Origin of the sequence: Variovorax sp. UC122_21 (genome assembly GCF_044056785.1) — a bacterium.
In the GTDB taxonomy this organism is placed as follows: Bacteria; Pseudomonadota; Gammaproteobacteria; order Burkholderiales; family Burkholderiaceae_C; genus Variovorax.
Window position 1 is genome coordinate 2,986,260 of the sequence record NZ_CP172004.1, and the last position, 24,325, is coordinate 3,010,584.

General features: G+C 70.7%; 22 protein-coding genes and 2 pseudogenes. 9 read left to right on the forward strand and 15 right to left on the reverse strand.

Annotation, left to right across the window (positions count from 1 at the left end; genetic code table 11):
• Window positions 1-61: 61 nt before the first annotated feature.
• Together ACHMXE_RS26450 and ACHMXE_RS26455 are read left to right on the forward strand one after the other, a co-directional pair.
• Entirely contained in the window at window positions 62-1,750 is a 1,689-nt protein-coding gene (locus ACHMXE_RS26450) for a cyclic peptide export ABC transporter (protein WP_395352294.1), read from the forward strand.
• 83 nt (window positions 1,751-1,833) lie between these two features.
• A pseudogene (locus ACHMXE_RS26455) lies at window positions 1,834-2,675 on the forward strand (NAD-dependent protein deacetylase).
• 88 nt (window positions 2,676-2,763) lie between these two features.
• Here ACHMXE_RS26455 and ACHMXE_RS26460 read toward each other — a convergent pair.
• Window positions 2,764-4,044 carry an amidohydrolase family protein gene (locus ACHMXE_RS26460; protein ID WP_395352296.1) on the reverse strand — a complete coding sequence of 427 codons (1,281 nt, stop codon included), beginning with the start codon at window positions 4,042-4,044 and terminating at the stop codon, window positions 2,764-2,766.
• Window positions 4,045-4,102: 58 nt separating this feature from the next.
• A complete protein-coding gene (locus ACHMXE_RS26465; RefSeq protein ID WP_203201143.1) occupies window positions 4,103-4,552 on the reverse strand; it encodes a hypothetical protein in 450 nt (149 codons plus the stop codon).
• Between the two features lie 102 nt (window positions 4,553-4,654).
• Between ACHMXE_RS26465 and cysC the strand changes: the two genes are divergently transcribed.
• Together cysC and ACHMXE_RS26475 are read left to right on the forward strand one after the other, a co-directional pair.
• A complete protein-coding gene (gene cysC / locus ACHMXE_RS26470) occupies window positions 4,655-5,266 on the forward strand; it encodes an adenylyl-sulfate kinase (RefSeq protein ID WP_395352298.1) in 612 nt (203 codons plus the stop codon).
• Window positions 5,263-6,153 carry a hypothetical protein gene (locus ACHMXE_RS26475; RefSeq protein ID WP_395352300.1) on the forward strand — a complete coding sequence of 297 codons (891 nt, stop codon included), beginning with the start codon at window positions 5,263-5,265 and terminating at the stop codon, window positions 6,151-6,153. The genes cysC and ACHMXE_RS26475 overlap by 4 nt, the downstream gene beginning before the upstream one ends.
• Here ACHMXE_RS26475 and ACHMXE_RS26480 read toward each other — a convergent pair.
• The 11 genes from ACHMXE_RS26480 to ACHMXE_RS26530 form a co-directional block, all read right to left on the reverse strand.
• The gene (locus tag ACHMXE_RS26480; RefSeq protein WP_395352302.1) at window positions 6,132-7,055 is read right to left on the reverse strand and encodes an ABC transporter permease; all 924 of its coding nucleotides are present in this window, start codon (window positions 7,053-7,055) and stop codon (window positions 6,132-6,134) included. The genes ACHMXE_RS26475 and ACHMXE_RS26480 overlap by 22 nt on opposite strands.
• The gene (locus ACHMXE_RS26485; RefSeq protein WP_172705451.1) at window positions 7,052-8,116 is read right to left on the reverse strand and encodes an ABC transporter permease; all 1,065 of its coding nucleotides are present in this window, start codon (window positions 8,114-8,116) and stop codon (window positions 7,052-7,054) included. The genes ACHMXE_RS26480 and ACHMXE_RS26485 overlap by 4 nt, the downstream gene beginning before the upstream one ends.
• Window positions 8,116-9,708: an ABC transporter ATP-binding protein gene (locus ACHMXE_RS26490; RefSeq protein ID WP_395352304.1), complete on the reverse strand. Its 1,593-nt coding sequence runs from the start codon at window positions 9,706-9,708 to the stop codon at window positions 8,116-8,118. The genes ACHMXE_RS26485 and ACHMXE_RS26490 overlap by 1 nt, the downstream gene beginning before the upstream one ends.
• A complete protein-coding gene (locus ACHMXE_RS26495; protein WP_395352306.1) occupies window positions 9,705-10,436 on the reverse strand; it encodes an alpha/beta fold hydrolase in 732 nt (243 codons plus the stop codon). Before ACHMXE_RS26495 ends, ACHMXE_RS26490 begins: the two co-directional genes overlap by 4 nt.
• A complete protein-coding gene (locus tag ACHMXE_RS26500; RefSeq protein WP_395352308.1) occupies window positions 10,433-11,380 on the reverse strand; it encodes a 5'-methylthioadenosine/S-adenosylhomocysteine nucleosidase in 948 nt (315 codons plus the stop codon). The genes ACHMXE_RS26495 and ACHMXE_RS26500 overlap by 4 nt, the downstream gene beginning before the upstream one ends.
• Window positions 11,381-11,388: 8 nt before the next feature.
• Window positions 11,389-12,390: a BMP family protein gene (locus tag ACHMXE_RS26505; protein ID WP_395352310.1), complete on the reverse strand. Its 1,002-nt coding sequence runs from the start codon at window positions 12,388-12,390 to the stop codon at window positions 11,389-11,391.
• Between the two features lie 164 nt (window positions 12,391-12,554).
• Window positions 12,555-13,184, reverse strand: a complete 630-nt coding sequence (gene upp / locus ACHMXE_RS26510; protein ID WP_093342184.1) for a uracil phosphoribosyltransferase — start codon at window positions 13,182-13,184, stop codon at window positions 12,555-12,557.
• 61 nt (window positions 13,185-13,245) lie between these two features.
• Window positions 13,246-14,655 (reverse strand): URC4/urg3 family protein, encoded by a 1,410-nt coding sequence (locus ACHMXE_RS26515; protein WP_395352313.1) that lies wholly within the window; start codon window positions 14,653-14,655, stop codon window positions 13,246-13,248.
• Entirely contained in the window at window positions 14,652-16,004 is a 1,353-nt protein-coding gene (locus ACHMXE_RS26520) for a GTP cyclohydrolase II (protein WP_395352315.1), read from the reverse strand. Before ACHMXE_RS26520 ends, ACHMXE_RS26515 begins: the two co-directional genes overlap by 4 nt.
• A 119-nt stretch (window positions 16,005-16,123) precedes the next feature.
• Window positions 16,124-16,606: a DUF6152 family protein gene (locus tag ACHMXE_RS26525; protein ID WP_209541465.1), complete on the reverse strand. Its 483-nt coding sequence runs from the start codon at window positions 16,604-16,606 to the stop codon at window positions 16,124-16,126.
• A 43-nt stretch (window positions 16,607-16,649) separates the two neighbouring features.
• Complete coding sequence (locus ACHMXE_RS26530) at window positions 16,650-17,081, reverse strand: hypothetical protein (protein WP_203206202.1); 432 nt, start codon at window positions 17,079-17,081, stop codon at window positions 16,650-16,652.
• Window positions 17,082-17,242: 161 nt separating this feature from the next.
• Here ACHMXE_RS26530 and ACHMXE_RS26535 point away from each other — a divergent pair, with 161 nt between their 5' ends.
• The 3 genes from ACHMXE_RS26535 to ACHMXE_RS26545 all read left to right on the forward strand — a co-directional run bounded on the left by ACHMXE_RS26535 (window position 17,243) and on the right by ACHMXE_RS26545 (window position 20,941).
• Window positions 17,243-17,821: a sigma-70 family RNA polymerase sigma factor gene (locus ACHMXE_RS26535; protein WP_203201135.1), complete on the forward strand. Its 579-nt coding sequence runs from the start codon at window positions 17,243-17,245 to the stop codon at window positions 17,819-17,821.
• Window positions 17,818-18,459, forward strand: a complete 642-nt coding sequence (locus tag ACHMXE_RS26540; protein ID WP_395352318.1) for a DUF1109 domain-containing protein — start codon at window positions 17,818-17,820, stop codon at window positions 18,457-18,459. Before ACHMXE_RS26535 ends, ACHMXE_RS26540 begins: the two co-directional genes overlap by 4 nt.
• Before the next feature lie 133 nt (window positions 18,460-18,592).
• Window positions 18,593-20,941, forward strand: a complete 2,349-nt coding sequence (locus ACHMXE_RS26545) for a DUF6351 family protein (protein WP_395352320.1) — start codon at window positions 18,593-18,595, stop codon at window positions 20,939-20,941.
• Between the two features lie 37 nt (window positions 20,942-20,978).
• On the opposite strand, the gene ACHMXE_RS26550 is transcribed toward ACHMXE_RS26545, so the two are convergent.
• On the reverse strand, window positions 20,979-21,620 hold the full coding sequence (locus ACHMXE_RS26550) for a Crp/Fnr family transcriptional regulator (RefSeq protein WP_395352826.1): 642 nt from the start codon (window positions 21,618-21,620) through the stop codon (window positions 20,979-20,981).
• 85 nt (window positions 21,621-21,705) lie between these two features.
• A pseudogene (locus ACHMXE_RS26555) lies at window positions 21,706-23,221 on the reverse strand (helicase HerA-like domain-containing protein).
• Window positions 23,222-23,323: 102 nt separating this feature from the next.
• Between ACHMXE_RS26555 and ACHMXE_RS26560 the strand changes: the two are divergent.
• Window positions 23,324-23,629: a phosphopantetheine-binding protein gene (locus tag ACHMXE_RS26560; protein WP_203201130.1), complete on the forward strand. Its 306-nt coding sequence runs from the start codon at window positions 23,324-23,326 to the stop codon at window positions 23,627-23,629.
• Between the two features lie 5 nt (window positions 23,630-23,634).
• Window positions 23,635-24,285, forward strand: a complete 651-nt coding sequence (locus ACHMXE_RS26565) for a hypothetical protein (protein WP_209541469.1) — start codon at window positions 23,635-23,637, stop codon at window positions 24,283-24,285.
• Window positions 24,286-24,325: the final 40 nt, after the last annotated feature.

The window sequence follows — 24,325 nt, forward strand, 5'->3', positions numbered from 1 at the left end:
TCCTCGGCCTTCTCGCTGCCGGACCGCGCCATGCGGCCTTCGTTTCGCCGAACCAGCCCGAATGCCCCAAGCCCAAGCCTCTACCACCGATCTCTTCGTGGGCCCGAACGGCCTGCTGCGCCGCCATGCGCTCGGCCTCGGCGTGGCGACGCTGGCCGGCGTCGGCGGCAGCGCCGCCACGGTTTCGCTGCTCGCGCTCATCAACCGCATGCTGCACGCCGAAGGCGGACTGGCTTCGGGCCTGGCGCTGGCCTTCGTCGGCCTCGCCTTGCTCACGCTGGTCGGGCGCGTGCTCTCCGACGCGCTCACCAACCGCATCGGGCAGGACATCCTGCGCAGCCTGCGGACGCGGCTGGCGCAGCGGATCCTCGACGCCCCCATCGACGAGCTCGAGCGCTTCCGCACCCACCGCCTGACACCCGTGCTCACGCACGACATCGGCATGGTGAGCGGCCTGTGCCTGAGCCTGCCGATGACGGTGGTTTCCGCGACCATCGTGCTCGGCTGCCTGGGGTGGCTGGTCTGGCTCTCGTGGCAGCTCGCGGCGCTGCTGGCCGTGGTCATGGCGGGCGGCATCGCCATCCACCGGATCGCGCTGCGGCGCGCCATCGCCAGCTTCGACGCGGCGCGCGAAGGCGAGGATGCGCTGCACAAGGCCTGGCGCCGGCTCGGCGACGCGGCCAAGGAACTGCGCCTGAGCCGTGGCCGGCGCGCGCAGGTCTACCGGGGCGAGGTGCTGCACAGCGTGGACCACATCCGCCGGGCCAGCGTGAAGGCCGGCGATGCCTTCTCGCTCGCGCACGAGGCCGGCTCGGCGCTGTACTTCCTGTTCATCGCGGTGGTGTTCGGCGCCGCCGGGTTGTGGCGGCTGCCGGCCGAGGTGCTCAGCGGCTTCGTGCTGGCGCTGCTCTATCTGCAGGGGCCGATGGACCAGGTGCTGGGCTTCCTGCCGTTCTTCGCGCGGGCGCGCGTGGCGCTGGGTCGGGTCGCCGAACTGACCGAGCGCTTCGAGAGCCCGGAGCCGGGCCTGGCCGGTGCCGTCGCCGACACGGGCTCACGCCCGGCCTTCGCCGAGGCCATCGCGCTCAGCGGCGTGCGCTACGCCTTCGCGCCCGCGCAGGCCGAGGACAGCACGCCCGTCGCGCAGGGCAACGCGCCGTTCGCGCTCGGCCCGATCGACCTGCGCATCGCTCGCGGCGAAATCCTCTTCATCGCGGGCGACAACGGCTCGGGCAAGACCACCTTCCTCAAGCTGCTGACCGGCCTCTACCTGCCTCAGGCGGGCACGCTGACGGTCGATGGCGAGGCGGTGACCGACGCGAGCCGCGACGCCTACCGGCAGCTGTTCTCGCCGGTGCTCTCGGACTTCCACCTGTTCGAGGCGCTGCCCGACGAGCCCGGCCTCGCGTCCGCACAGCGCGACGAGATCGCGCGCGCCGGCCTGGCGCGGCTCGCGCTCGACGGCAAGGTGGCGGTCGACGACGGCGCCTTCAGCACCATCGACCTCTCGACTGGCCAGCGCAAGCGGCTCGCGCTGGTGCATGCCTGGGTCGAGGCTCGGCCCGTGATGGTGTTCGACGAATGGGCGGCCGACCAGGACCCGAGCTTTCGCCACCAGTTCTATACCGAGCTGCTGCCGGAGCTGCGCGCCAGGGGCCACACGCTGGTCGTGATCTCGCACGACGACCGCTACTTCGGCGTGGCCGACCGCGTCGTGCACTTTCGCGACGGGCGCATCGCGGCCGCTTGAGGCGCCTGGAGGCCGGCGGCGCGTCGCTGTCCGCGATTTCCCCCGTGCGCACGGCCATGGCCCGGCCCACGTATGCTCCCCGCATGGACGCCACCGCCGCCGCGCTCACCGACTTCGCCACGCGCCACCGCCAACTGTTCGTGCTGACCGGCGCGGGCTGCAGCACCAGTCGGGCATCCCCGACTACCGCGATGCGCGCGGCGAATGGAAGCGGCCTTCGCCCGTGACCTACCAGGCCTTCATGGGCGAGGAGGCGACACGGCGCCGCTACTGGGCGCGCAGCCTGATCGGCTGGCCGACCATGGCGCTGGCCCGGCCGGGCGCCGCGCACCACGCGCTGTCGCGGCTCGAGGCGGCCGGCCGCGTCGGCCTGCTGCTGACCCAGAACGTCGACGGCCTGCACGAGGCCGCCGGCAGCCGCGCCACCATCGACCTGCACGGGCGCATCGACACCGTGCGCTGCATGGGCTGCGAACGCCGCATACCGCGCGCGGAACTGCAGCGCGAACTGCGCGCGCGCAATCCGCGCTGGGCCGCGCTCGAGGCGCGCGCGGCACCCGACGGCGATGCCGATCTCGAAGGCCATGACTTCTCCGCCTTCGACGTGCCGGCCTGCGCCCATTGCGGCGGCCTGCTCAAGCCCGACGTGGTGTTCTTCGGCGAGAGCGTGCCGCGGGAGCGCGTCGCCGCCGCCTTCGCGGCGCTCGAGGCCGCCGATGGGGTGCTGGTGGCGGGCTCGTCGCTGATGGTCTATTCGGGCTTCCGCTTCGTGCAGGCGGCCGCGGCGGCCGGCAAGCCGGTGGCGGCGGTGAACCTCGGGCGCACGCGGGCCGACGAGCTGCTGGCGCTCAAGGTCGAGCGGCCGGTGGGCGAGGCGCTGGCGGCCCTGGCCGAGGCGCTGGCGCCCGAATCGCGCGCGGCCTAGCTAGCAGCTATCGCAACGAGCGGATGAAGCCATCCACCGCCGAGGTGCAGCCACCCGGCCGGCGGAGTTGCGCGAGCGGCGCGAAGGCTCAGGTTTTCGGCAGGCTCCAGCTCGTCGCGTCGCCGCGGCCCGGCAGATGCAGCGAGGCCGTCGCCGCCGGCGTCTCGGCCAGCAGCCGGCCCTTGCGGAACACCCTCAGGCGCGTGGCGCGCAGCCGAATCGCCTCGACCGGATCGCGCGCCTGCAGCAGCACGAAGCTCGCATCGCAACCGGCCTCGAGGCCGTAGTTCTCGAGCTGCATCACGCGCGCGGCGTTGGTGGTCACCGCCTCGAAGCACTGGTGGATGCCGGCCTGGCTGGTCATCTGCGCCACGTGCAGGCCCATGTGCGCCACCTCGAGCATGTCGCCCGAGCCCATGCCGTACCAGGGGTCCATCACGCAGTCGTGGCCGAAGGCGACGTTGACGCCGGCGGCCAGCAGCTCGGGCACGCGCGTCATGCCGCGGCGCTTGGGGTAGCTGTCGTGGCGGCCCTGCAGCGTGATGTTGATCAGCGGGTTCGAGACCACGCTCACGCCGGCCTCGGCGATCAGCGGCAGCAGCTTGCTCACGTAGTAGTTGTCCATCGAGTGCATCGAGGTGCAGTGCGAGCCCGTGACCCGGCCCTGCAGGCCCAGGCGCTGCGTCTCGAAGGCCAGGGTCTCGATGTGGCGCGAGAGCGGGTCGTCGGATTCGTCGCAGTGCATGTCGACCAGCTTGCCGCGCTCGGCCGCGATCTCGCACAGCCGCTTCACGCTGGTCGCGCCGTCGGCCATGGTGCGCTCGAAGTGCGGGATGCCGCCGACCACGTCCACGCCCTTGTCGAGCGCGCGCTCGATGTTCTCGAGCCCGCCCGGGATGCGCAGCGCGCCGTCCTGCGGGAAGGCCACCAGCTGCAGGTCGAGGTAGGGCGCCACGCGGCGCTTGACCTCGAGCAGCGCATCGACCGCCAGCAGGCTGGCATCGCTGGTGTCGACATGCGAGCGCACCGCGAGCAGCCCCTTGGCCACGGCCCAGTCGCAGTAGGCCAGCGCGCGTTCGATCAGCGCGTCGGCCGTCAGCAGCGGCTTGAGCTCGCCCCACAGCGCGATGCCCTCGAGCAGCGTGCCGCTCTGGTTGACGCGCGGCAGGCCGTAGCTCAGCGTGGCGTCCATGTGGAAATGCGGGTCGACGAAATGCGGCGCGACCAGCTGGCCGGCGGCATCGAGCGTGTCGTGCGCCGGCGCGGCCAGGCCGGCCGTGACTTCGGCGATGCGGCCGTCCTGCACGGCGATCGACATGCCGGTGCGGCCGTCGGGGAGGGTGGCGTTGGTGACGAGGAGGTCGAGCATCGTGGGGCTTGGGGATCGTTGTGGGGGGATTCGGCCTGGCGTGGCCGTCTGGCTGGCTTCAGCGCGAGGGCTGCGGCCGGAAGCGGTACTGGCCCGGTGCCGGACCGACCTCGATGGTCACGCGCCGCAGCTTGTCGTCGTGTCCCGAGTCGGCCTTGGCCGTGAGCACGATGCCGCGCGGCGTGGCGCGGCAGGTCAGGTCGCTGAGGGCGATCTCGGCATGGTCGTTGTCGAGCTCGGCGATGGCCACCGTGTGCGCGGCCTGCAGGCTGCCGTTGGCATCGCGCGCCATCCATTGCACATAGAGAAAGGACTGCGCGTACTGCTCGGCATGCACCACGCGGTAGGTGCCCTGGTGGTTCGGTCCCCAGGTGCCGCAGAGCTGGACCCAGGTGACCGCATCGGGCGTCTGGAAGCGTTCGTAGCCGTAGTCGGTGCCCAGCGCATGGGCGGCCGCGCCGCATGCGAGCACGGCGGCGATCGAGGCGGATTGGAGGAGGTTCGGCATGGGTGTGTGGAGGGCGATGGCGGACCGTCGTAATTCTCTACTCAGAATTTTTTACCTTGCAGAGACAAAAGTCGAAGGGGTGCCGCTTACGCTTTGAAAACAATGAAGCGCGACGACCTTGACTTCGGACCTGGCGTCCTGGCACTGCCGGGGCATCCCGGCAGTCCATCATGCGTCATGTGGATGACCGGGCTCTCCGGCGCGGGCAAATCCACCCTCGCGCAGGGCCTGCGGGCCCGGCTGCAGGGCGAGCAGGTGGCCAGTGTCATTCTCGACGGCGATGAGGTGCGCGGCGGCCTGAGCCGGGGGCTGGGGTTCAGCCAGGAAGACCGGAGCGAGAACATCCGCCGCATGGCCGAAGTCGCCCGGCTGCTGAGCCGGCAGGGCATGCTGGTGATCGTCGCGGCCATCACGCCGCTGCAGGCGCAGCGCGCGATGGCGCGCGAGATCGTCGGCGAGGCCTTCCGCGAGATCCACGTGCATGCGCCGTTCGCCCTGTGCGAGCAGCGCGACGTGAAGGGGCTGTACGCCCGGGCGCGCCGCAACGAGATCGCGGCGTTCACCGGCATCTCCGACAGCTACGAGCCGCCCGTCGCGCCCGACCTGGTCATCGACACCTCGGCCTGCCGCCTGGCCGACGCCGTGGAGGCGCTGCTGCTGGCCTTCGGCACGGCGCCGCGGCCGGTCGTCGCCCCGCTGGGCGCCCGCGCATGAAGCATCACCTGCTGATCGCCGGCACGGGCCGCGCGGGCACGACCTTCCTGGTGCAGTACCTCGCCGAATGCGGTCTGGACACCCACATCGCGCGCGACCAGTACCGGGGCTACGACGAGGATGCCAACGCGGGCCTCGAGGACCTGCCGCTGGACGACCTCGACGCGCCCTACGTGATCAAGTCGCCCTGGCTGTTCGAGTACGTGGAGCGCGTGCTGGCCGACCCGCAGACGGTGGTCGACGCCGTCGTGATCCCGATGCGCGGCATCGTCGAGGCCGCCGCCAGCCGCACCGTCAACGAGCTGCGCGCGCGCCACGCCATGCCAGGCCTGCACGACGACTGCAAGCAATGGGAGACCTGGGGCACGACGGCGGGCGGGGTGGTCTATTCGCTCAACCCGATCGACCAGGCGCGGCTGCTCGCGCTGGGTTTCCACGAGCTGCTGCATGCGCTGGTGAAGCGGAACGTGCCGATCGTGCTGCTCGACTTTCCGCGCTTCATCGAGGACCCGGACTATCTCTACGGTGCCCTGAGCGCCACGCTGGGCGACGGGGTCGATCGCGCCTCGGCCCTGCGCGCGCATGCCCGCGTCGCGGAGCCCTCGAAGGTGCGCGTGGGGCGGGAACTGGCCGAGCCGACCGCCGAGGCCGCGGCCTCGCCGCGTCTCGCGTTCCCGAACCATGCCGCGCTGGACCGCAGCGCGCTCAAGCGCGAGCTGGCCAACGCGAGCCGCCGCGTCGCGCAGCTCGAGCGGCAGATCGCCGAGCTGCGCAACTCGCGTTCATGGCGCATCACCGCGCCACTGCGTGCACTGGTGCAGCTGCTGCGCCGCGGCGGCGAACCGGCGCTGCCGGCCGCCACCCCTCAGCGTTCTCCCTTGCGGTAGGGCTTCATCAGCGCCTGCGGATAGCTGGCCTTGCGGGCCACGAGCACCAGCGCGAGGATCGACAGCAGGTAGGGCAGCATCAGGTACAGCTGGTACGGCAGGAAGGCATCGCCCGATTGCTGCAGGCGAAGCTGGAGCGCGTCGAAGAAGGCGAACAGCAGCGCGCCCAGCAGCGCCTTGCCCGGCCGCCACGAGGCGAACACCACCAGCGCCACGCAGATCCAGCCGCGGCCGTTGACCATGTTGAAGAAGAAGGCGTTGAAGGCCGACAGCGTGAGGAAGGCGCCCGCCACGCCCATCAGCGCCGAGCCCGCCACGATGGCGCCGGTGCGCGTGGCCGCGACCGACACGCCCTGGCTCTCGGCCGCCTGCGGGTTCTCGCCGACCATGCGCAGCGCCAGCCCCAGCGGCGTGCGGTAGAGCAGCCAGGCCACCGCGGGCACCAGCGCCAACGCGAGCAGGGTCAGCGGCGTCTGGGCGCCGAGCACCGGGACGTGCAGCCACTCCATGGGCGCGAAGGGCACGATGGTCGGCGGCGTGTTGACCTTCGGGAAGCTCACGCGGTAGCCGAAGTAGCTGAGCGCGGTCGCGAGCATGGTGATGCCCAGCCCCGACACGTGCTGCGAGAGCGCCAGCCCGACGGTCAGGAAGGCATGCAGCAGCCCGAACACGGCGCCCGTGAGCGCGGCGATGCCCACGCCCGCCCACAGCGGCGCGCCCAGGTACACCGCGAGCCAGCCGGTGAAGGCGCCCGCGACCATGATCCCCTCGATGCCGAGGTTGAGCACGCCGGCGCGCTCGCACAGCAGCACGCCGAGCGTGCCGAGGATCAGCGGCGTGGCGATGCGCAGCACCGCGACCCAGAAGGCCGGGTTGGCGAGGATGTCGAGCAGGTCGGTCATCGGCTCCTCCGCACGCGGTACTGGGTCAGCAGGGTCGCCACCAGCACCGCGATCAGCGAGGCCGCGACGATCACGTCGGCGATGTAGGTCGGCACGCCCACGGCGCGGCTCATGGTGTCGGCGCCGACCAGCACGCCGGCCACGAACACGCCGGCCGCGATCACGCCCAGCGGATGCAGGCCGGCCAGCATCGCGATCACGATGCCGGTGTAGCCATAGCCGGGCGACATGTCGAGCGTGACGTAGCTGGTGCGGCCCGCGACCTCGATCGCGCCCGCCAGCCCGGCCAGCGCGCCCGACAGCAGCGCCACCGAGACCACGGTGCGCGTCACCGGCACGCCGGCGAAGGCGGCGGCGCGCGCGTTGGCGCCGACGGCGCGGATGTCGAAGCCCAGCACCGTGTACTTGAAGACCGCCCACACCATCACCGCGAGCGACACCGCCCACAGCAGCCCGGTGTGCACGCGCGTCTGGGCGATCAGCTTGCCGAGTTCCAGGTCCGACTGCAGCGACACGCTCTGCGGCCAGCCCATGGCGGTCGGGTCCTTCATCGGCCCGTCGAGCAGCGCCGACACGCCCAGCAGCACGATGAAGTTGATCAGCAGCGTGGTCACGACCTCGTCGACGCCGAGCCTGTTCTTCATCAGCGCCGGGCCCAGCAGCATCAGCGCGCCGGCCACGGCGGCGGCCAGCATCATCAGCGGGAACAGCAGCCAGGGCGACAGCTCGAAGCCGGTGCCGCCGTGCATGCCGCCCACGGCGACCGCGGCCAGCGCGCCCGCGTACAGCTGCCCCTCGGCGCCGATGTTGAACAGCCGCGCCTTGAACGCGACCGTGGCGGCCAGCCCGGTGAGGATCAGCGGGATCGCGCGCGTGAGGGTCTCGCTCCAGGCGAACACCGAGCCGAAGCCGCCCTGCAGCAGCAGCGCGTAGGTGCGGCCCACGGGCGCGCCGGCCCACAGCACCAGCAGCGCGCTGATCGCCAGTGTGAAGGCGACCGCGCCGATGGGCGCCAGGACCAGCGCGGTGCGCGAGGCCTGGTGGCGTCGTTCGAGCCGCATCATGGCGTGGCCTCCTTCGTGGTGGAGGCGGTGGCACCGGCCATCGCCAGGCCGATCGCCTCGCGCGTCCAGGCCGAGGCGGCGCGCGCCTCGCCCAGGTGGCCGCCGTGCATCACCGCCACGCGGTCGCCGAGCGCCAGCACCTCGTCGAGGTCGTCCGAGATCACGAGCACGGCCGCGCCGGCATCGCGCGCGGCGATCAGCTGCTGCTGCACATAGGCCACGGCGCCGATGTCCAGGCCCCAGGTCGGCTGGTGCGCGACGATCAGGCGCGGGGCCTGGGTCGGGTGCTTGCGTTGCTCGTCGCGGCCGGGCTCGGGCTGCTCGGGCGGCAGCAGCGCGCGGCCGAGGATCAGCTTCTGCATGTTGCCGCCCGACAGCGAGCGCGCCGGCGCCATCAGGCCGGCGCCGCGCACGTCGAAGGCCTGCTCGATGCGGCGCGCATGCAGCCGCGCGGCCGCGCGCTTCACGAACATCGCGCCGCGCGAGAACACCGGGCTGCGCAGCCGCTCCGACACCGCGTTCTCCCACACCGGCAGGTCGCCGACCACGCCGACCGCATGCCGGTCCTCGGGAATGCGCGCCACGCCGCGCTGCACCAGCCGCGCGGGCGAGGGCGGCAGGGCGCGGCCCATGAGCTGCGCGCGGCCCGCGGTGGCGCGGCGGGTGCCGCACAGCAGCTCGGTGAGCGCCACCTGTCCGTTGCCCGAGACGCCCGCGATCGCGGTGATCTCGCCCGCGCGCAGCGTCAGCGACACCTCGCGCAGCCGGTCCTGGCCGCCGCTCTTCGAAGCCGCGGTGCTCACGCGATCGAGCACGCAGACCGCGTCGCCGACCGACTTCGCGGGCCGGCGCTGGGGCGCCTCGACCGCATGCCCCACCATCCACAGCGCGAGCTGCGCCTGCGTGGTGTCGGCCGTCGCGGCCTCGGCCACCAGCTTGCCGCCGCGCAGCACGGCCACGCGGTGCGACACCCGCAGCACCTCGCCGAGCTTGTGGCTGATGAAGATCACCGACAGGCCCTGCGCCACCATCTGCGAGAGCGTGGCGAACAGCGCCTCGCTCTCCTGCGGCGTGAGCACGGCCGTGGGTTCGTCGAGGATCAGGATGCGCGCGCCGCGGTACAGCGCCTTGAGGATCTCCACGCGCTGGCGCTCGCCCACCGACAGGCTGCCGATGGTCGCCTCGGGCCGCACCGGCAGCCCGAAGCGCTGCGCCACCTCCAGCAGCCGCGCCCGCGCGGCCGCGCGGCGCGACAGCGGGCGCCACAGCGGTTCGGTGCCCATGGTCACGTTGTCGAGCACGCTGAGGTTGTCGGCCAGCGTGAAGTGCTGGTGCACCATGCCGACGCCCGCGGCCAGCGCGGCCTTGGGGTTGCCCGGCGCGAGCGGCGCGCCGAAGACCTCGATGCGGCCTTCGTCGGCGACGTAGTGGCCGAACAGGATCGACATCAGCGTCGACTTGCCGGCACCGTTCTCGCCGAGCAGCGCCAGCACTTCGCCGGCGCGCAGGTCGAGGGAGATGGCATCGTTGGCGACCAGGCTGCCGAAGCGCTTGGTGATGCCTTCGAGCCGGAGCACGTTGGAGTTCATGGTGTGGCGGGCGCGGACAGGGCGCGCTCGCGGCAGAAATTGTCGATGACCCGGGCCGCCGCGGCGGGCGAGGCCTGCAGCAGTCCGTGCGGCCCGTCGAGCCGGACGATGCGCAGCGCCGGCAGCGCGCGCTCGATGATCGCGGCCGCCTTCGCGGGCACCAGCCGATCCTGCAGCGCCTGCAGGTACAGCGCGGGCACGCGGATGCGGGGCAGCAGCGCGGTCACGTTCACGCGCTGCACCGCCCGCAGGCGATGCGTCATCACGGCGGTCGAGACCTTGCCGAGCGCGGCCTGCAGTTGCGCGCCCAGGCGCGGATCGGCGCCGCGGCCCAGCAGCATGCGTTGCATGGGGCCCCGCAGCGGTGCCGCATGCAGGAACTTCATCGCCAGCCCGAGCAGGCCGCCGCGCAGCAGCGCGAGCCCGGGCGCGGGGGCTCGCGCGAAGCTGCAGCACAGGATGAGGCCGCGCAGGCCCGGCGGCGGCGCGGCAGCGATCGCGATGGCGAGCGGGCCCGAGAAGGATTCGCCGAGCAGCACGAAGGGCTCGTCGGCCGGCAGTTGCGCGCGGATGCGGGGCTCGAGTTCGTCGTAGCCCTGCGGCCCGGAACCTGGGTAGCGCACGATGTCGACGCGCGTGCGCGGGTCGAGGGCTTCCTGCAGCGGTTCGAAGAGATCGCCCGTGCCGTCCATGCCGGGCAGCAGAACGAGGCGGATCGGCGCCGTCACTTCCAGGCAGCCAGGAACGCCAGCATGACCTTCGCGGAGTTGTCGGCCGCGATGTTCATGAAGGTGCCCATCTCGTTCTCGCCATCGCCGCCGCCGGCCAGGTCGCTGAGCGAGCGGAAGGCGATGTAGGGCACGCCGTTGCTGTAGGCCACCATGCCCACGGCCGCGGTCTCCATGTCGAGCACGTTGGCCTGGAAGGTCTTGAAGGTGTATTCGCGATAGGCCTTGTTGTCCATGAAGGCCTGGCCCGAGACGCCGTTGCCGCCCACCACGAGCTGGGGCTTGCGCGCCAGGCACTTGCCGGCGCTGCAGCTCGCGAGGTCGACGTTGCGGATGCCGCGTGCCACCTCGAGCATCTTCGGGTCGGCCTCGAACCAGAACTTGCGCTCGATGCCGGGCCGCGCGGCCGAGCGCACCTCGACCGGGCGGGGGAATATCATGCCGAAGTTGGGCAGGGTGGCGTCGGTGATGAAGGGCGGGGCGGCGTACTTGCCGGGCGCGGTCTCGCGCGCCATCAGCACCTCGAGGTACTGGCCCCACTGGGCCGGCACCGTCACGTCGCCGACGTGCAGCGAAGGATTCACGCCGCCCGCGATGCCGCTGAACACGATGTTCGTGACGCGGAAGCGGTTCAGCGCGAGCTGCGTGTTCATGGTCGCGTTGGTCATGCTGATGCCCGAGAGGAACAGCACGACCGGCTTGCCCTCGAGCGTGCCGGTGGTGAACTCGACGCCGTTCACGCCGTGCTTCGCCGCGCCCTGCAGGCGCGCGAGCAGCAGCTTGAGTTCGGGCTCGAAGGCCGAGATGACCGCGATGCGCGGCGTGTCGTCGAGCCGGGTGCCGCTGTTGCTGCTGACGCCGGTGCCCTTGTAGACACCGACGCAGCCCGCGAGGCCGAAGGCCAGCACACCGGCCGCGAGCAGGGAACGCCAGCGCAGGGTCATTGGGCGGCTCACTTCGCGGTGGACTTGGGTTGGCCGTCGTCCACCTTCACGGTGAACTTGCCGGCGAGGATGTCGGCCTGCTTGGCCTTGACCTTGGCGACGATCTCGGCCGGCACCTTCTTCTCGAAGGTGCCCAGCGGCGCGAGCTCGGAGCCCTTGTACTTCATCTGCGAGTAGATGCCGTAGTCCTCGGCGGCGAACTTGCCATCCTTCACCAGCTTGATCGCGCGGTCGGCCGAGGGCTCGAAGTTCCACAGCGCCGAGGCGACCACGGTGTCGGGATACTGGGCCTGGGTGTCGATCACGTTACCGATCGCGAGCTTGCCCTTTTCCTTGGCCGCGTCGGAGACACCGAAGCGCTCGGCGTACATGATGTCGGCGCCCTTGTCGATCATCGCGAAGGCCGCTTCCTTGGCCTTAGGCGGGTCGAACCAGCTGTTGATGAAGCTCACGCTGAACTCGACCTTGGGATTGGTCTCCTTGGCGCCGGCCATGAAGGCGTTCATCAGGCGGTTGACCTCGGGGATCGGGAAGCCGCCGACCATGCCGATGCGGTTGCTCTTGGTCATGCCGCCGGCGACCATGCCGCTGAGGTAGGCCGGCTCCTGGATGTAGTTGTCGAACACGCTGAAGTTGGGCGCCTGCGGCTTGAGCGAGGAGCCCATCAGGAAGGCGACCTTCGGGAAGTCCTTGGCGACCTTGCGCGCCGCGGCCTCGACGCCGAACACCTCGCCGAGGATCAGCTGGTTGCCGCCGGTGGCGTATTCGCGCATCACGCGCTCGTAGTCGGCGTTGCTGACGTTCTCGGTGGCCTTGTACTCGATCTCGCCGCGCGCCTCGGCGGCCTTCAGCGCCTTGTGGATGCGGCCGACCCATTGCTGCTCGAAGGGGACGGTGTAGACCGCCGCCACCTTGAGCTTGGCCTGCGCGAACGCGAGGCCGGGAAGGCCGGCCGCGAGGGCCGCGGCGATGGCGATGGAACGAACGATCAGGGGGCGGCGTGCTGTCACGGTGCTTCTCCTCGGGTGTTGAAAATGAATGTCTTGCAATCCGCGTGCCCGTGCCGAAGCCTTTCGGGAAACACCGCGGAACCGGCTTTGCCGGGCCGCTGGTGTTGCCCCCGGTAGGGGGTTGGCACAGAGGCGCGAAGCGCCGCGCAGCCTGGGGGCGAGCCTTATTTCGTGCCGAAGATGCGGTCGCCGGCGTCGCCGAGGCCCGGCAGGATGTAGCCGTGGTCGTTCAGTTCGCGGTCGATCGCGGCGGTGTAGATCGGCACGTCGGGGTGCGCCTTCTGCATGGTCGCCACGCCCTCGGGGCAGGTCAGCAGGCAGACGAACTTGATCGACTTGGGATTGAGTTCCTTGAGCCGCTCGACCGCCGCCACCGCCGAGTTGCCGGTGGCCAGCATCGGGTCGACCACGATTACGTCGCGGCTGTCCATCTCGCCGGGCATCTTGAAGTAGTACTCGACCGCGGTCAGCGTCTTCGGGTCGCGGTACAGGCCGATGTGGCCGACGCGAGCGCCGGGCACCACGGTGAGCATGCCGTCCAGGATGCCGGTGCCCGCGCGCAGGATCGACACCAGCACCAGCTTCTTGCCGTCGATGACCTTGGCCTGCATGGTCTCGAGCGGCGTCTCGACCTCGACGTCCTGCATCGGCATGTCGCGCGTGACCTCGTAGGCCATGAGCATGCTGATCTCGTTGAGGAGCCGGCGGAAGCTGTTGGTGGACGCGTCCTTGCGGCGCATCAGCGTGAGCTTGTGCTGGACGAGGGGGTGGTCGAGGAGGTGGACGTTGCTCATTGGAATTCTTCGATTCGTTCTGCGTTGGCGAAACCCGGAAGTCTAAAAGACTGGCCAGGCCCTAGAAGACCGTGCCGTCGCTCTCGATTTGCAGCGGTGGCGCACCGTCACGCAAGCGCTGTGCCAGTGCCCGGCCCGCGGCCCAGGTGCCGCCTTCGAGCACGCAGGCCAGCGGCAGCTGTTCCTCGCTGCGGCCGAGCACCTTGCGCACGCGCGGCGCCAGTTCGTCGAGCAGGGCCACGGTGAGCGCGCGCCATTCGACGATGAACTCGTCGCCGGCCTTCCAGCGCCGCTCGAGCAGCGCGGCGTCCTTGGGCACGATCACGCCGCTGTCGATCAGCAGGCCGCCGTTGCGGTACTCGGGCAGCGCGGTCAGGGCCTCGAGGTGGCGCACCTTCACGCCGGCCCATTCGAAAGGCTCGAGCAGCGAATAGGTCAGCCACTGCGAGAGCTTGTGGAAGGGCATCCAGCCGTTGGTCAGGCCCGGGCCCGGCACCGCGCTGTGGCGCCAGCAGTCGCCGAGCGCCAGCGCGGGATCGCCCGACCCGATGCCGCCGAGGTTGTCGCTGCCATCGGCCGCGATGCTGTCGACCGCATTGGCCGAGGGCCAGATGCGCGAGAGCGAGTCGAGCAGCAGCGACAGGATCGCGTGCGCGCCGATCTCGGCGGTGGGCGGCGCGGCCGGGCCGAAGGGGCCGACCAGCGCATCGAACAGGTTGCCGGGCCGGCCGTCCTCGCCGAACACCTCGGGCTGTTCGGCCAGCGCCTCACCGAGCCGGCGCAGCAGCGTGGCACGGCCCGCGAGGCCGACCAGCGGATTGACTTCGCTGACCTGGAAGGCGGCGCCGAGCCGGTCGGTGACGAGGCCGCGCAGGCCGGCGGCATCGGCCTGCAGCGGGCGCTCGGGGTCGGAGGAGAACAGGCCGCTGGTGAAAGCATGGAAGCTCGCCACGCCCAGGCCCTCGGAACGCGTGAAGCGCTCGCCGCTGGCCGGTTCGGTGTAGCGCCAGTCGGGGCCGGCGCCGGCGTCGAGCAGCACGCTGACCAGCACCAGGTCGATGTGGGCGCGCGCGCGCTGCCGCGCGTCGGCCTCGCCGAGCAACTCGTCGAGCTGGGCCCGGCGGTCGATGCCGCCGGCCTCGAAGTGGCGCCAGCGGCTGTGGTACGGGATGGTGTCCCAGGGATAGCGCTCGCGCGTGACCTCGGCCACGGTGCGCGCAGCATCCTCGAGCGCGTTGTCGTCGCCGATGCGGAACCAGCGCGATTCGCCGTTGCGCGCGCGCGCCAGCAGGCCGGCGGCGCGGCGGCGCACTTCGGCGGTGCTGCGCAAGAGGCGCGCGGCGCCCGCAGGATGGCCGGCATCGACCGCGAACTCGATCGCGGGATCGACCCGGCCCTCGTCGCCGGGCCGCAGGCTGCCCGAACCGTCGACGGGAAGGTGGTCGCGAAAATCGTTGTTGCTGCTCGTCATTCGTTCAGTCCTCGGCCCTTGGCCTTCTTGAGTTCCTCCGCGTCCGGCACCGGGCCCGGCGTGAAATAGCCGGCGGCCATCTTGGCGTCCATCTCGACGCGCGCGTCGGCGGGGATCAGTTCGTCGGGAATGTTCACGCGTTCGCCGATCTCGATGCCCGAGCCGACGATGGCGTCGAACTTCATGTTGCTCATCGACACCAGCCGATGGATCTTCTTGATGCCCAGCCAGTGGAAGACGTCGGGCATCAGCTCCTGGAAGCGCATGTCCTGCACGCCGGCCACGCATTCGGTGCGCGCGAAGTACTGGTCGGCGGTGTCGCCGCCGACCTGGCGCTTGCGCGCGTTGTAGACCAGGAACTTCGTGACCTCGCCGAGCGCGCGGCCTTCCTTGCGCGAGTAGGCGATGAGCCCGACGCCGCCGCGCTGTGCGCCCTGGATGCACTCCTCGATGGCGTGCGTGAGGTAGGGCCGGCAGGTGCAGATGTCGGAGCCGAACACGTCGGAGCCGTTGCATTCGTCGTGGATGCGCGCCGTGAGCTCGACCTCGGGATTGGCGAGGTCGCGCGGGTTGCCGAAGATGTAGAGCGTCTGCCCGCCGATGGGCGGCAGGAACACCTCGAGGTCGGAGCGCGTGACCAGCTCGGGGTACATGCCGCCGGTTTCCTCGAACAGCACGCGGCGCAGGTCGGTCTCGGAGCAGCCGAAGCGCCGCGCCACCTCGGGCAGGTACCAGACCGGCTCGATCGCGGCCTTGGTCACCATCGCTGCGCCGCCGGCCGTGAGGAAGTGGCCGTCGGCCTTGAGGCGGCCGCTCTGCAGCGCCTCGATCACCTCGGGCAGGATCACGTGCGCCTTGGTGATGGCGATGGTCGGGCGGATGTCGTAGCCGGCCGCGAGCTCGTTCTTGAAGGCATCGGCCACCAGCGCGCCCCAGGGGTCGAGCGAGACGATGCGCCCGGGCTCGCCCCACTGCGGATAGGGGCCGATGATGTCGGTGGGCGCGGTGTTCGTGAGGTCGGCCTTGTGCTCGCGCTTGAGCGCGCCCGCGGCCACCGCGAGCGCGCGATACACGCTGTACGAGCCGCTGTGCGTGCCGATGACGTTGCGGTGCGCGCGCCTGGTGGTGGTGCCGACGATCGGCCCGCGCTCGGTGGCGGTGGCCGCGCCCCAGCGGATCGGCAGCGCGCCGAAACCGCCGCTGTGCGAGGTCAGCCGGATGTGGCCGCTGGGCGTGGGGACGACGGTCTGGACCGGGAGCGCGGAGGCCGAGGGAACCGGTGGCACCGGCGCGGCGGGAGGAACGGGGGAGGCGGAGGACGAAGGGATCGCAGTGCTGTCGACGGACATGAATGGCCCTCAAAAAATGCAATGTACCGATCGACCGCATGGCTTGCAAGCCGGGGAACGACGGACAACGCCGCGTGCGCGGCGCGGCGGAGGGCGCGAGAAGAAACGCCGAAAGAAGCTCAGGCCGGCGAGGAGCGCAACCCGTAGACCTTGCCGTCGACGAACAGGTACTCGGCGCGCAGCACCGCATCGCCTTTCTCGCCGGTGAAGGTGAAGCCCAGCACGCCGAGCTGCGTGCCGGTCTTGATCTCTTCCACGCCCCAGGCCGACAGCCGCGTGAGCGGCGCGAGCTCGACCAGCCACTTGCGGTCGCGCCGCGTCGGCAACTGGGCCCTGGCGAGCAGCGCAGGGCCGTCGACCGATGCGCTCTGTTTCGGCAGCGCGCGCTGCTTCAGGTCGGCCGGCAGCGCGGGTTTCTCGGGCAGCTCGAGTTCGAGCTCGCCATGCGGGTTGCGCCACATCACGCGGGTGGCGCGGCCCTCGAGGTAGAGCGGGCGCTCCTGGTCGAAGCTGCTCCAGCCATGGTGCGCGCGCGCCGGCAGCGCGAGGCCCAGGCCGAGGCCCAGCGAAGTGGCGACGAAGGCGCGTCTTGGCAGCGGCATGGCGTTCTCCTCGGAGAAAGGGTGGGAGCGGGCCGGGGCCCGCTCAGGCATAGGCGATCCAGCGCCCGCAGATGATGACAGCGAGCCAGAAGGCCAGCGACAACAGGCACTGCAGCCGTCCGGTCTTTGCGGCGGGCCCGTCGAGCAGCGCGGAGCCGCCGCGCGCATGGAACAGCGCCGCGTTCGCGCCGGCCAGCGCGATCAGCAGCAGCTTGATGCGGAAGGCCGGGTTGGCCAGCAGCTCGCCGGGCTGGCCCGCGAACATGGCCAGGCCGGTGGCGGCGCACAGGCCGAAGCCCGCCAGCGCGGGCGTCAGCGTGAGGCGCGCGAGCCGGGCCGCGGGCAGGTCGCGGCCCAGGCCCAGCGCGCGCAGCTCGAACACCAGCAGGCCGCCGAACAGCATCGCGATGCCGACGATGTGCACCGCCTCCAGTGCCGGGTAGGCCCACGGATGCGAGACGAGTCCTTTGAACACCGGGGCGATGCCGGACGACATGGGCGCTCCTTGAGGGGTGGCGAACAGCTTAGTCCAGCGAGCGCCGGGGCAGGGCCAAGGCCCGCGGCCGCGCGGGCCCTTGCGGCGGCGCGGCACAATCCGTCGGAACTTTTTCGACGAGGCTGTAACCAGCCGGTCCGATGGCACGAAACAACGAAGGCAGCAGGATGCAAACGAGCGACGCCGAGGCGGCGCTGCGCAGCCTCTTCCTTCGCGGCCTCGACGGCGACGCGAAGGCGTACCGCGACTTCCTGCAGCGACTCAGCGCGCACCTGCGCGCTTTCCTGGGCCGGCGGCTGTTCGGCTGGCCCGATGATGTGGAAGACCTCGTCCAGGAATGCCTGCTCGCCATGCACAACCAGCGCCATACCTACCAGAGCGACCAGCCGCTGACGGCCTGGGTGCATGCGATCGCGCGCTACAAGATGATCGACCTGCTGCGCGCGAAGTCCTCGCGCGAGGCGCTGCAGGACCCGATCGACGATGAACAGGGCCTGTTCGCGGCCTCCGACATCGAGGCCAGCGATGCGCGCCGCGACCTCGGCGGCCTGCTCGAGACCCTGCCCGAGCGCCAGCGCCTGCCGATCGTGCACGTGAAGATCGAGGGCCTGTCGGTGGCCGAGACCGCGAGCCTCACGGGCATGTCCGAGTCGGCGGTCAAGGTGGGCATCCATCGCGGGCTCAAGGCATTGGCCGCGCGCTTCGGGAGCGCCGCATGAAGACCGACGATCTGGTCGCCTTGCTCGCCGCCGGGCCGGTGGCCGTGCCGCGCCAGGCGGCGAGCCGGCGCTTGGGGCTGGCACTGGCCATCGGCGCGCCGCTGTCGCTCGCGATCCTGCTGGTCGACTACGGGCCGCGGCGCGACCTGCTGCAGGCCCTGTTCTGGCCGATGTTCTGGGTCAAGCTGCTGTTCCCGCTGGCGATCGCGGGCGCCGCCTTCGTGATGGTGCAGCGGCTCGCGCGGCCGGGCGTGCCGGTGCGCCGGGCCTGGATCGGTGCCGTGCTGCCGGTGCTGGCGGTCTGGGCGCTGGCCGTGGTGGCCTGGTTCGACACGCCGATGGAAGGGCGCATGCCCTCGTTGATGGGCCAGTCGTGGCGCATCTGCGCCCTGAGCATCGCGGTGATGGCGCTGCCGGTGTTCGTCGGCGCCATGGCCGCGCTGCGCAGCCTCGCGCCGACCCGGCCCGCGCTGGCCGGCGCGGCGGCCGGCGCGCTCGCCGGTGGCGTGGGCGCGGCCGTCTATGCGCTGCACTGCATGGAGCTCACGGCGCCGTTCCTCGCGGTCTGGTACGTGAGCGGAATCGCGGTGCCGGTGCTGGTCGGCGCCTTGCTCGGGCCGCGGCTGCTGCGCTGGTAGGGGCCTGCGAGCGCTCGTACGCCGCACTGGGACAAACCCTGTCCCGCGGCGAAATGTCGTTCGCTGAACAGTTCGAAAAGAGCGAAAGGATTGCAATCGCGTCGCGTTTCTCTCACAACAACAGGAGACATCGATGCGAGACATCCTCAGAACGGGACTGCGGGTCCTGGGCCTGTGCGCGGTCGTCACCCTCGCGAGCTGCGGCGGCAGCGGCGGCGGCGGCGTGGCACTGCCGATTCTTCCGCCCTCCGGCTCGCAGCCGGAATCGCCACCGCCACCTTCGGCGGCGACGGGCGAACTCAAGATCAGGACGCTGTCGAACCGCGCCGACATGATCAGCGACGGCGATGCCTACGTCGAGATCGTGTTGCCCGAGGGCAAGAGTGCACTCGACCTCGCGGTGGACCTCGACGGCAAGGACGTCTCCTCCGCCTTCGCGCTGCGCGCCAACGGCCGCGTGCTCGGCACCGTGACCGGGCTGCGCGTGGGCAGCAACACGCTCACCGCCACGCTCAAGTCGACGAAGACGGGCGCCAAGCTCGCGATCGAGAACTTCGCGCGCGGCGGCAACATCTTCGCGGGCACGCCGGTGCAGCCGTGGATCTGCGCCACGAAGGCCGGTTCGGTCGCGACGGTGACGGTGCCCGGCACCGGGCTCTCGGCCACCGCGACCACGCTGGTGAGCGGGCTCGACGCCGACCCGGTCGACGCCGACTGCAACGCGCCCACCGTCTACACCTACTACTACCAGCCGAAGGCGAAGGAGGGCACCGACTGCGGCCAGCAGCCCTTCGGTCCCTACGCCTGCTTCCTGCAGTACGACCCGGCCAAGCGGCCGAAGGACGCCGAGATCGCGAACTTCACGACCGACCGCGGCGACACCGTGAAGGCGCTGCTGCGCGTGGAGCTGGGCACGATGGGCCGCGGCGAATACCAGGTGGCGGTGTACTTCGATCCCGCCAGGCCGTGGACGCCGTGGGAGCCGCAGAAGGGCTGGAACGGCAAGGTGCTCTGGAAGATGGGCGCCTCGGCCTCGGGCAACCGCTTCCAGCAGAACCCGGGCACGGCGCTGTTCGACGACAACGCGCTGCGCGCCGGCTTCATGACGGTCAACTCGCAGCTCACCAACCACAACGACAACAACAACGAGTTCCTCGCGACCGAGAACATCATGATGGTCAAGGAACACATCGTCGATACCTACGGCGAGATCCGCTACACCATGTCCGATGGCGGCTCGGGCGGCTCGATGATGCAGACCGTGCCGGCCTCGGTGATGCCCGGCCTGCTCGACGGACTGCAGACCGGCTACAGCTACCCCGACGCGGTGACGACCTGGATCGAGACGCGCGACTGCGGCAACCTCTGGCGCTACTACGGCACCGGCCCGGGCGCGGGCCTGTCGCCGGCGGCACGCGCGGCCATCGAAGGCCATCCGACCGCCGACTACTGCACCAACTGGGTCTATTCCTTCCTCGCGCCGCAGAACCCGGTGCAGGCCACCAACTGCGGGCCGGGCTTTCCGGCGGCGCTGGTGTACGACCCGGCGCTGCGGCCCAACGGCGTGCGCTGCACGATCCACGACGTGATGACGGCGATCCTCGGCACCACCGAGCTCAACGGCAACACTGTGCCGAACCTGCCCTACGACAACGCGGGCGTGCAGTACGGGCTCAAGGCCCTGCGCTCCGGCGCCATCACGCCCGAGGAGTTCGTCGCGCTCAACGAAGGCATCGGCAGCTGGGACGCCGACATGATCTGGTCGGGCGACAAGGCCGTCATTCCCGCGGCGCGTGCGCGGATGCAGGCCAGCGCGATGACCGCGCTCTACCGCAGCGGCCTCGTCAGCTACGCGAAGAACCTCGCGAAGGTGCCGGTCATCGACCTGCGGCCCGAGCTCGGCGCCGACATCCACATGGCCTGGCGCACCTACCAGCAGCGTGCGCGCCTGGACGCGGGCAACGGCGGGCACGACAACCACGTGGTGCTGGCGAGCAACGCCGGCACCGGCGTCGCGCTGACCCGGCAGGCCTTCCTGATGATGGACCGCTGGCTCGGCGCCATGGAGGCCGACAGGTCCGCCGACACGAAGGAGAGGAAGGTCGTGAAGAACAAGCCCTCCGACGCGGTCGACCAGTGCATCGCGACCGCGGGCATGACCACCGCCGAGCTGGTCGACATCGGCTTCGGCAGCGCCGCCTGCCCGGTCAAGCCCTACGAATCGGTGCGCATCGTGTCGGGCGGACCGCTCTCGGAAGACGTGTTCAAGTGCCAGCTCAAGCCGATCGACTTCGCCTCGGCCGACTACGCCGGCGCCGTCTTCACGGGCGGCCAGCAGGTGCGGCTGCAGGCGACCTTCCCCGATGGCGTGTGCGACTGGAGCAAGCCGGGCGTGGGGCAGGTGCCGTGGACGCCGACCACCTTCCGCGGCGGCCCGGGCGGGCAGGACCTGCCGGCCGCGCCGGTGTCGACGCCGCTCTGAGGCAGCGAACGAGCGAAGCGCCCGCCGCGCGGGTGTTTCAGCCCGGCTGGTTGTTCGGATAGCGCGACAGCCGCTGCCGGTCGAGCACGTTGATGTAGCCGTAACCGGTCTTGATGAGCTGCGCCGCCTCGAGTTCGTGCAGCGCCACGTTCACGCGCTGGCGCGACACGCCGACCATCCAGCCGATTTCTTCCTGACTGATCTGCAGGGTGGCGTCGGTGTTGGGATAGAGCACCGGATGGAACAGGCTCGCGATGCCGCGCGCGACGCGGCCCGTGGGCTCGAGCAGGCGGTCGAACTTGACCGTGGCGATGAACTGGCTGAGCCGCTCGTTCAAATGCGACAGCATGAAGTGGTTGAACGGCACGCTCCTGTCGAGCAGCCAGGCGAAGGTGTCGCGCGGCAGGTGCAAGGTGACGGTGGGGCGGGTGGCGGCGATCTCGTACTTGCGCTGCTCGACCTTCAGCAGCGAACCTTCGCCGATCCAGCCGCCCGCGGCCACGCCCGTGAACATCACGGGCTTGCCGTCGGCCGAGGTGTCCTGCACGCGCAGGAAGCCCTCGATCACGCCGATCCAGCTGTCGGCGATCTCGTTGCGCTGGCAGACGAATTCGCCCTGGCCGTGCTCGCGCGTGTAGAGCGCCTTGTAGGCGGTCTCGCGTTCGCATTGAGTGAGCACGCGCGGCCAGATGCAGCGCTCCCAGAACGCCGCGATGTCCCTGGCCGGAGGCTTGCCCGAGGACATGGGGCCGTCGCCGCGCCGCTCAGCGCTTCTTCGAGCCGAAGATGCCGCCGAGCACGCCGCGCAGGATCTCCTTGCCGACCGAGGTGCCCATGGTGCGCACCGCCGACTTGGCCATGGTCTGCACCAGGCCGTCGTGCTTGGCGCCGCGCGGGCCGGTGTGGCCGAACAGCAGGTCGTTCGAGCATGCCGCCGGCGCCCGAACCCTCTTCCGCCGGCTTGCCGGGCGTGGCCTTGCCCGCGGCGGGTGCTCCGGGCGCGGTCTCGGCGCGGCCCTTGAGCTTCTCGTAGGCCGATTCGCGATCGACCGCCTTCTCGTAGACGCCCGCCACCAGCGAACCGGCCAGGAGCGCCTGGCGCTGAGCGGTCGTGATCGGGCCGATCCGGCTGCCGGGCGGCAGCACGTAGACGCGCTCGGTCACGCTCGGGCGGCCCTTCTCGTCGAGGAAGCTCACGAGCGCCTCGCCGACCGCGAGCTCGGTGATGGCCTTCTCGATGTCGAGGCCGGGCTTCTGCCGCATGGTGGTGGCCGTGGCCTTCACCGCCTTCTGGTCGCGCGGCGTGAAGGCGCGCAGCGCATGCTGCACGCGGTTGCCGAGCTGGGCCAGCACCGAATCGGGAATGTCGAGCGGGTTCTGGGTCACGAAATACACGCCCACGCCCTTGGAGCGCACCAGCCGCACCACCAGCTCGATGCGCTCGACCAGCGCCTTGGGCGCCTCGTTGAACAGCAGGTGGGCCTCGTCGAAGAAGAAGGCCAGCTTGGGCTGGTCGGGGTCGCCGATCTCGGGCAGTTGCTCGAACAGCTCCGACAGCATCCACAGCAGGAAGGTGGCGTACAGGCGCGGCGAGTTCATGAGCTTGTCGGCCGCGAGGATGTTGACCACCCCCTTGCCGCCCACGGTCTGCATGAAGTCGGCGATGTTGAGCATCGGCTCGCCGAAGAATTTGTCGCCGCCCTGGGTCTCGATCTGCAGCAGGCCGCGCTGGATCGCGCCCACGCTGGCGGCGCTGATGTTGCCGTACGCAGTGGTGAACTGGCTCGCGTTCTCGCCCACGTGCTGCAGCATCGCGCGCAGGTCCTTGAGGTCGAGCAGCAGCAGGCCGTTGTCGTCGGCGATCTTGAACACCAGGTTCAGCACGCCGGCCTGGGTTTCGTTCAGGTCGAGCATGCGGCCCAGCAACAGCGGGCCCATGTCGGAGACGGTGGCGCGCACCGGGTGGCCCTGCTCGCCGAACACGTCCCACAGCGTGACGGGGCAGCCCAGCGGCTCGGGCAGCTCGATGCCGCGCTCCTTGAGCGTGGCGGCCATCTTCTCGCCGATGGCGCCTTGCTGGCTGATCCCGGTCAGGTCGCCCTTGACGTCGGCCATGAACACCGGCACGCCGATGGACGACAGCTTCTCGGCCATGGTCTGCAGCGTGACCGTCTTGCCGGTGCCGGTGGCGCCGGTGATGAGGCCGTGGCGGTTGGCGAGGGCCGGGAGGAGGGCGCATTCCACGCTCTCGTGGCGGGCGATCAGAAGAGAGTCGGCCATGGACGGTTCCGGGTCGTGTCGGGGCGGCCAGTCTAATCAAGCCGCCCTCCTATAATCCACGGCCCACGCGCCCTTGCGGCAAAAAGTTTCTGGAGGTTTTTCTTGTCTTCGACTGCTCAGCCCCCCATTCCCGCCGATGGCGATGCCGAACAGTCGCCGATCGAGCAGGAACTGGCCGTGCTGCTGGTGAACGCGCTCAATCTCGAGGTGGCACCGGCCGACATCGTCCCGACCGATCCGCTGTATGGCGAAGGCCTCGGCCTCGATTCGATCGACATCCTCGAGGTCGCGCTCGAAGTCTCGCGCCGCTATGGCTTCCAGCTGCGTTCGGACGACGAACGCAACCAGCAGATCTTCCAGTCGTTGCGCACGCTCGCGGCCCACGTCGCCCAGAACCGCGCGGCCTGAACCCCATGTCACGATGGCGCCTGGCGCTCCTGCTGCTGGTGGGGGTGGCCTATGCCGGTGCTTCCCACTGGATGATGCTGTTCCACGCCACCGAGCCGTGGGCGGTGGTCGTGCTGCTGGGGCCGCTGTGGCTCGCCGCCATGGGCTTCGCCGCCAGCCGCTTCGGCCGCTGGGGCTTCGCCGCGGTGGTCGCGCTGGGCCTGGCCGGCTTCGCGCTGGTGCTCAGCGGCGAGGCGGGCGACACCAACCGGCTCTACGTGTTCCAGCACGTGGCCATCAATGCCTTGCTGTGCGGCTGGTTCGGCTCCACGTTGCGCGGCGACAGCACGCCGCTGATCACCCAGTTCGCGCAGCGCGTGCATCCGCTGCGCGGCGCGATGCGCGCCTACACCACGCAGCTCACGCGCATCTGGACCGGCTATTTCGCGCTGGTGGTGCTGTCGTCGATCGTGGTCTACCTCACGCTGTCGTTCTCGGCCTGGTCGCTGCTGGCCAATGTGCTGACGCCCGCCAGCGTGGCGCTGCTGTTCGTCGGCGAACACCTGCTGCGCTACCGGCTGCACCCCGAGTTCGAGCGCACCCGCATGGTCGATGCGGTGCGCGCCTTCTACGGGAGTTCGTCGGCCGACAGCAGCGCCGGCGGCGGCCCGCGCTGAATTCCGCCGGCCCGGCGGACCGACACGAAAGAGGAAGAGG

Excerpts from the sequence above, each read along its gene's own strand:
- ACHMXE_RS26450 (WP_395352294.1), top strand. The coding sequence starts at position 62 with ATGCCCCAAGCCCAAGCCTCTACCACCGATCTCTTCGTGGGCCCGAAC.
- ACHMXE_RS26460 (WP_395352296.1), bottom strand. The coding sequence starts at position 4,044 with ATGCTCGACCTCCTCGTCACCAACGCCACCCTCCCCGACGGCCGCACC.
- ACHMXE_RS26465 (WP_203201143.1), bottom strand. The coding sequence starts at position 4,552 with ATGCCGAACCTCCTCCAATCCGCCTCGATCGCCGCCGTGCTCGCATGC.
- cysC (WP_395352298.1), top strand. The coding sequence starts at position 4,655 with ATGAAGCGCGACGACCTTGACTTCGGACCTGGCGTCCTGGCACTGCCG.
- ACHMXE_RS26475 (WP_395352300.1), top strand. The coding sequence starts at position 5,263 with ATGAAGCATCACCTGCTGATCGCCGGCACGGGCCGCGCGGGCACGACC.
- ACHMXE_RS26480 (WP_395352302.1), bottom strand. The coding sequence starts at position 7,055 with ATGACCGACCTGCTCGACATCCTCGCCAACCCGGCCTTCTGGGTCGCG.
- ACHMXE_RS26485 (WP_172705451.1), bottom strand. The coding sequence starts at position 8,116 with ATGCGGCTCGAACGACGCCACCAGGCCTCGCGCACCGCGCTGGTCCTG.
- ACHMXE_RS26490 (WP_395352304.1), bottom strand. The coding sequence starts at position 9,708 with ATGAACTCCAACGTGCTCCGGCTCGAAGGCATCACCAAGCGCTTCGGC.
- ACHMXE_RS26500 (WP_395352308.1), bottom strand. The coding sequence starts at position 11,380 with ATGACCCTGCGCTGGCGTTCCCTGCTCGCGGCCGGTGTGCTGGCCTTC.
- upp (WP_093342184.1), bottom strand. The coding sequence starts at position 13,184 with ATGAGCAACGTCCACCTCCTCGACCACCCCCTCGTCCAGCACAAGCTC.
- ACHMXE_RS26515 (WP_395352313.1), bottom strand. The coding sequence starts at position 14,655 with ATGACGAGCAGCAACAACGATTTTCGCGACCACCTTCCCGTCGACGGT.
- ACHMXE_RS26520 (WP_395352315.1), bottom strand. The coding sequence starts at position 16,004 with ATGTCCGTCGACAGCACTGCGATCCCTTCGTCCTCCGCCTCCCCCGTT.
- ACHMXE_RS26525 (WP_209541465.1), bottom strand. The coding sequence starts at position 16,606 with ATGCCGCTGCCAAGACGCGCCTTCGTCGCCACTTCGCTGGGCCTCGGC.
- ACHMXE_RS26535 (WP_203201135.1), top strand. The coding sequence starts at position 17,243 with ATGGCACGAAACAACGAAGGCAGCAGGATGCAAACGAGCGACGCCGAG.
- ACHMXE_RS26540 (WP_395352318.1), top strand. The coding sequence starts at position 17,818 with ATGAAGACCGACGATCTGGTCGCCTTGCTCGCCGCCGGGCCGGTGGCC.
- ACHMXE_RS26545 (WP_395352320.1), top strand. The coding sequence starts at position 18,593 with ATGCGAGACATCCTCAGAACGGGACTGCGGGTCCTGGGCCTGTGCGCG.
- ACHMXE_RS26565 (WP_209541469.1), top strand. The coding sequence starts at position 23,635 with ATGTCACGATGGCGCCTGGCGCTCCTGCTGCTGGTGGGGGTGGCCTAT.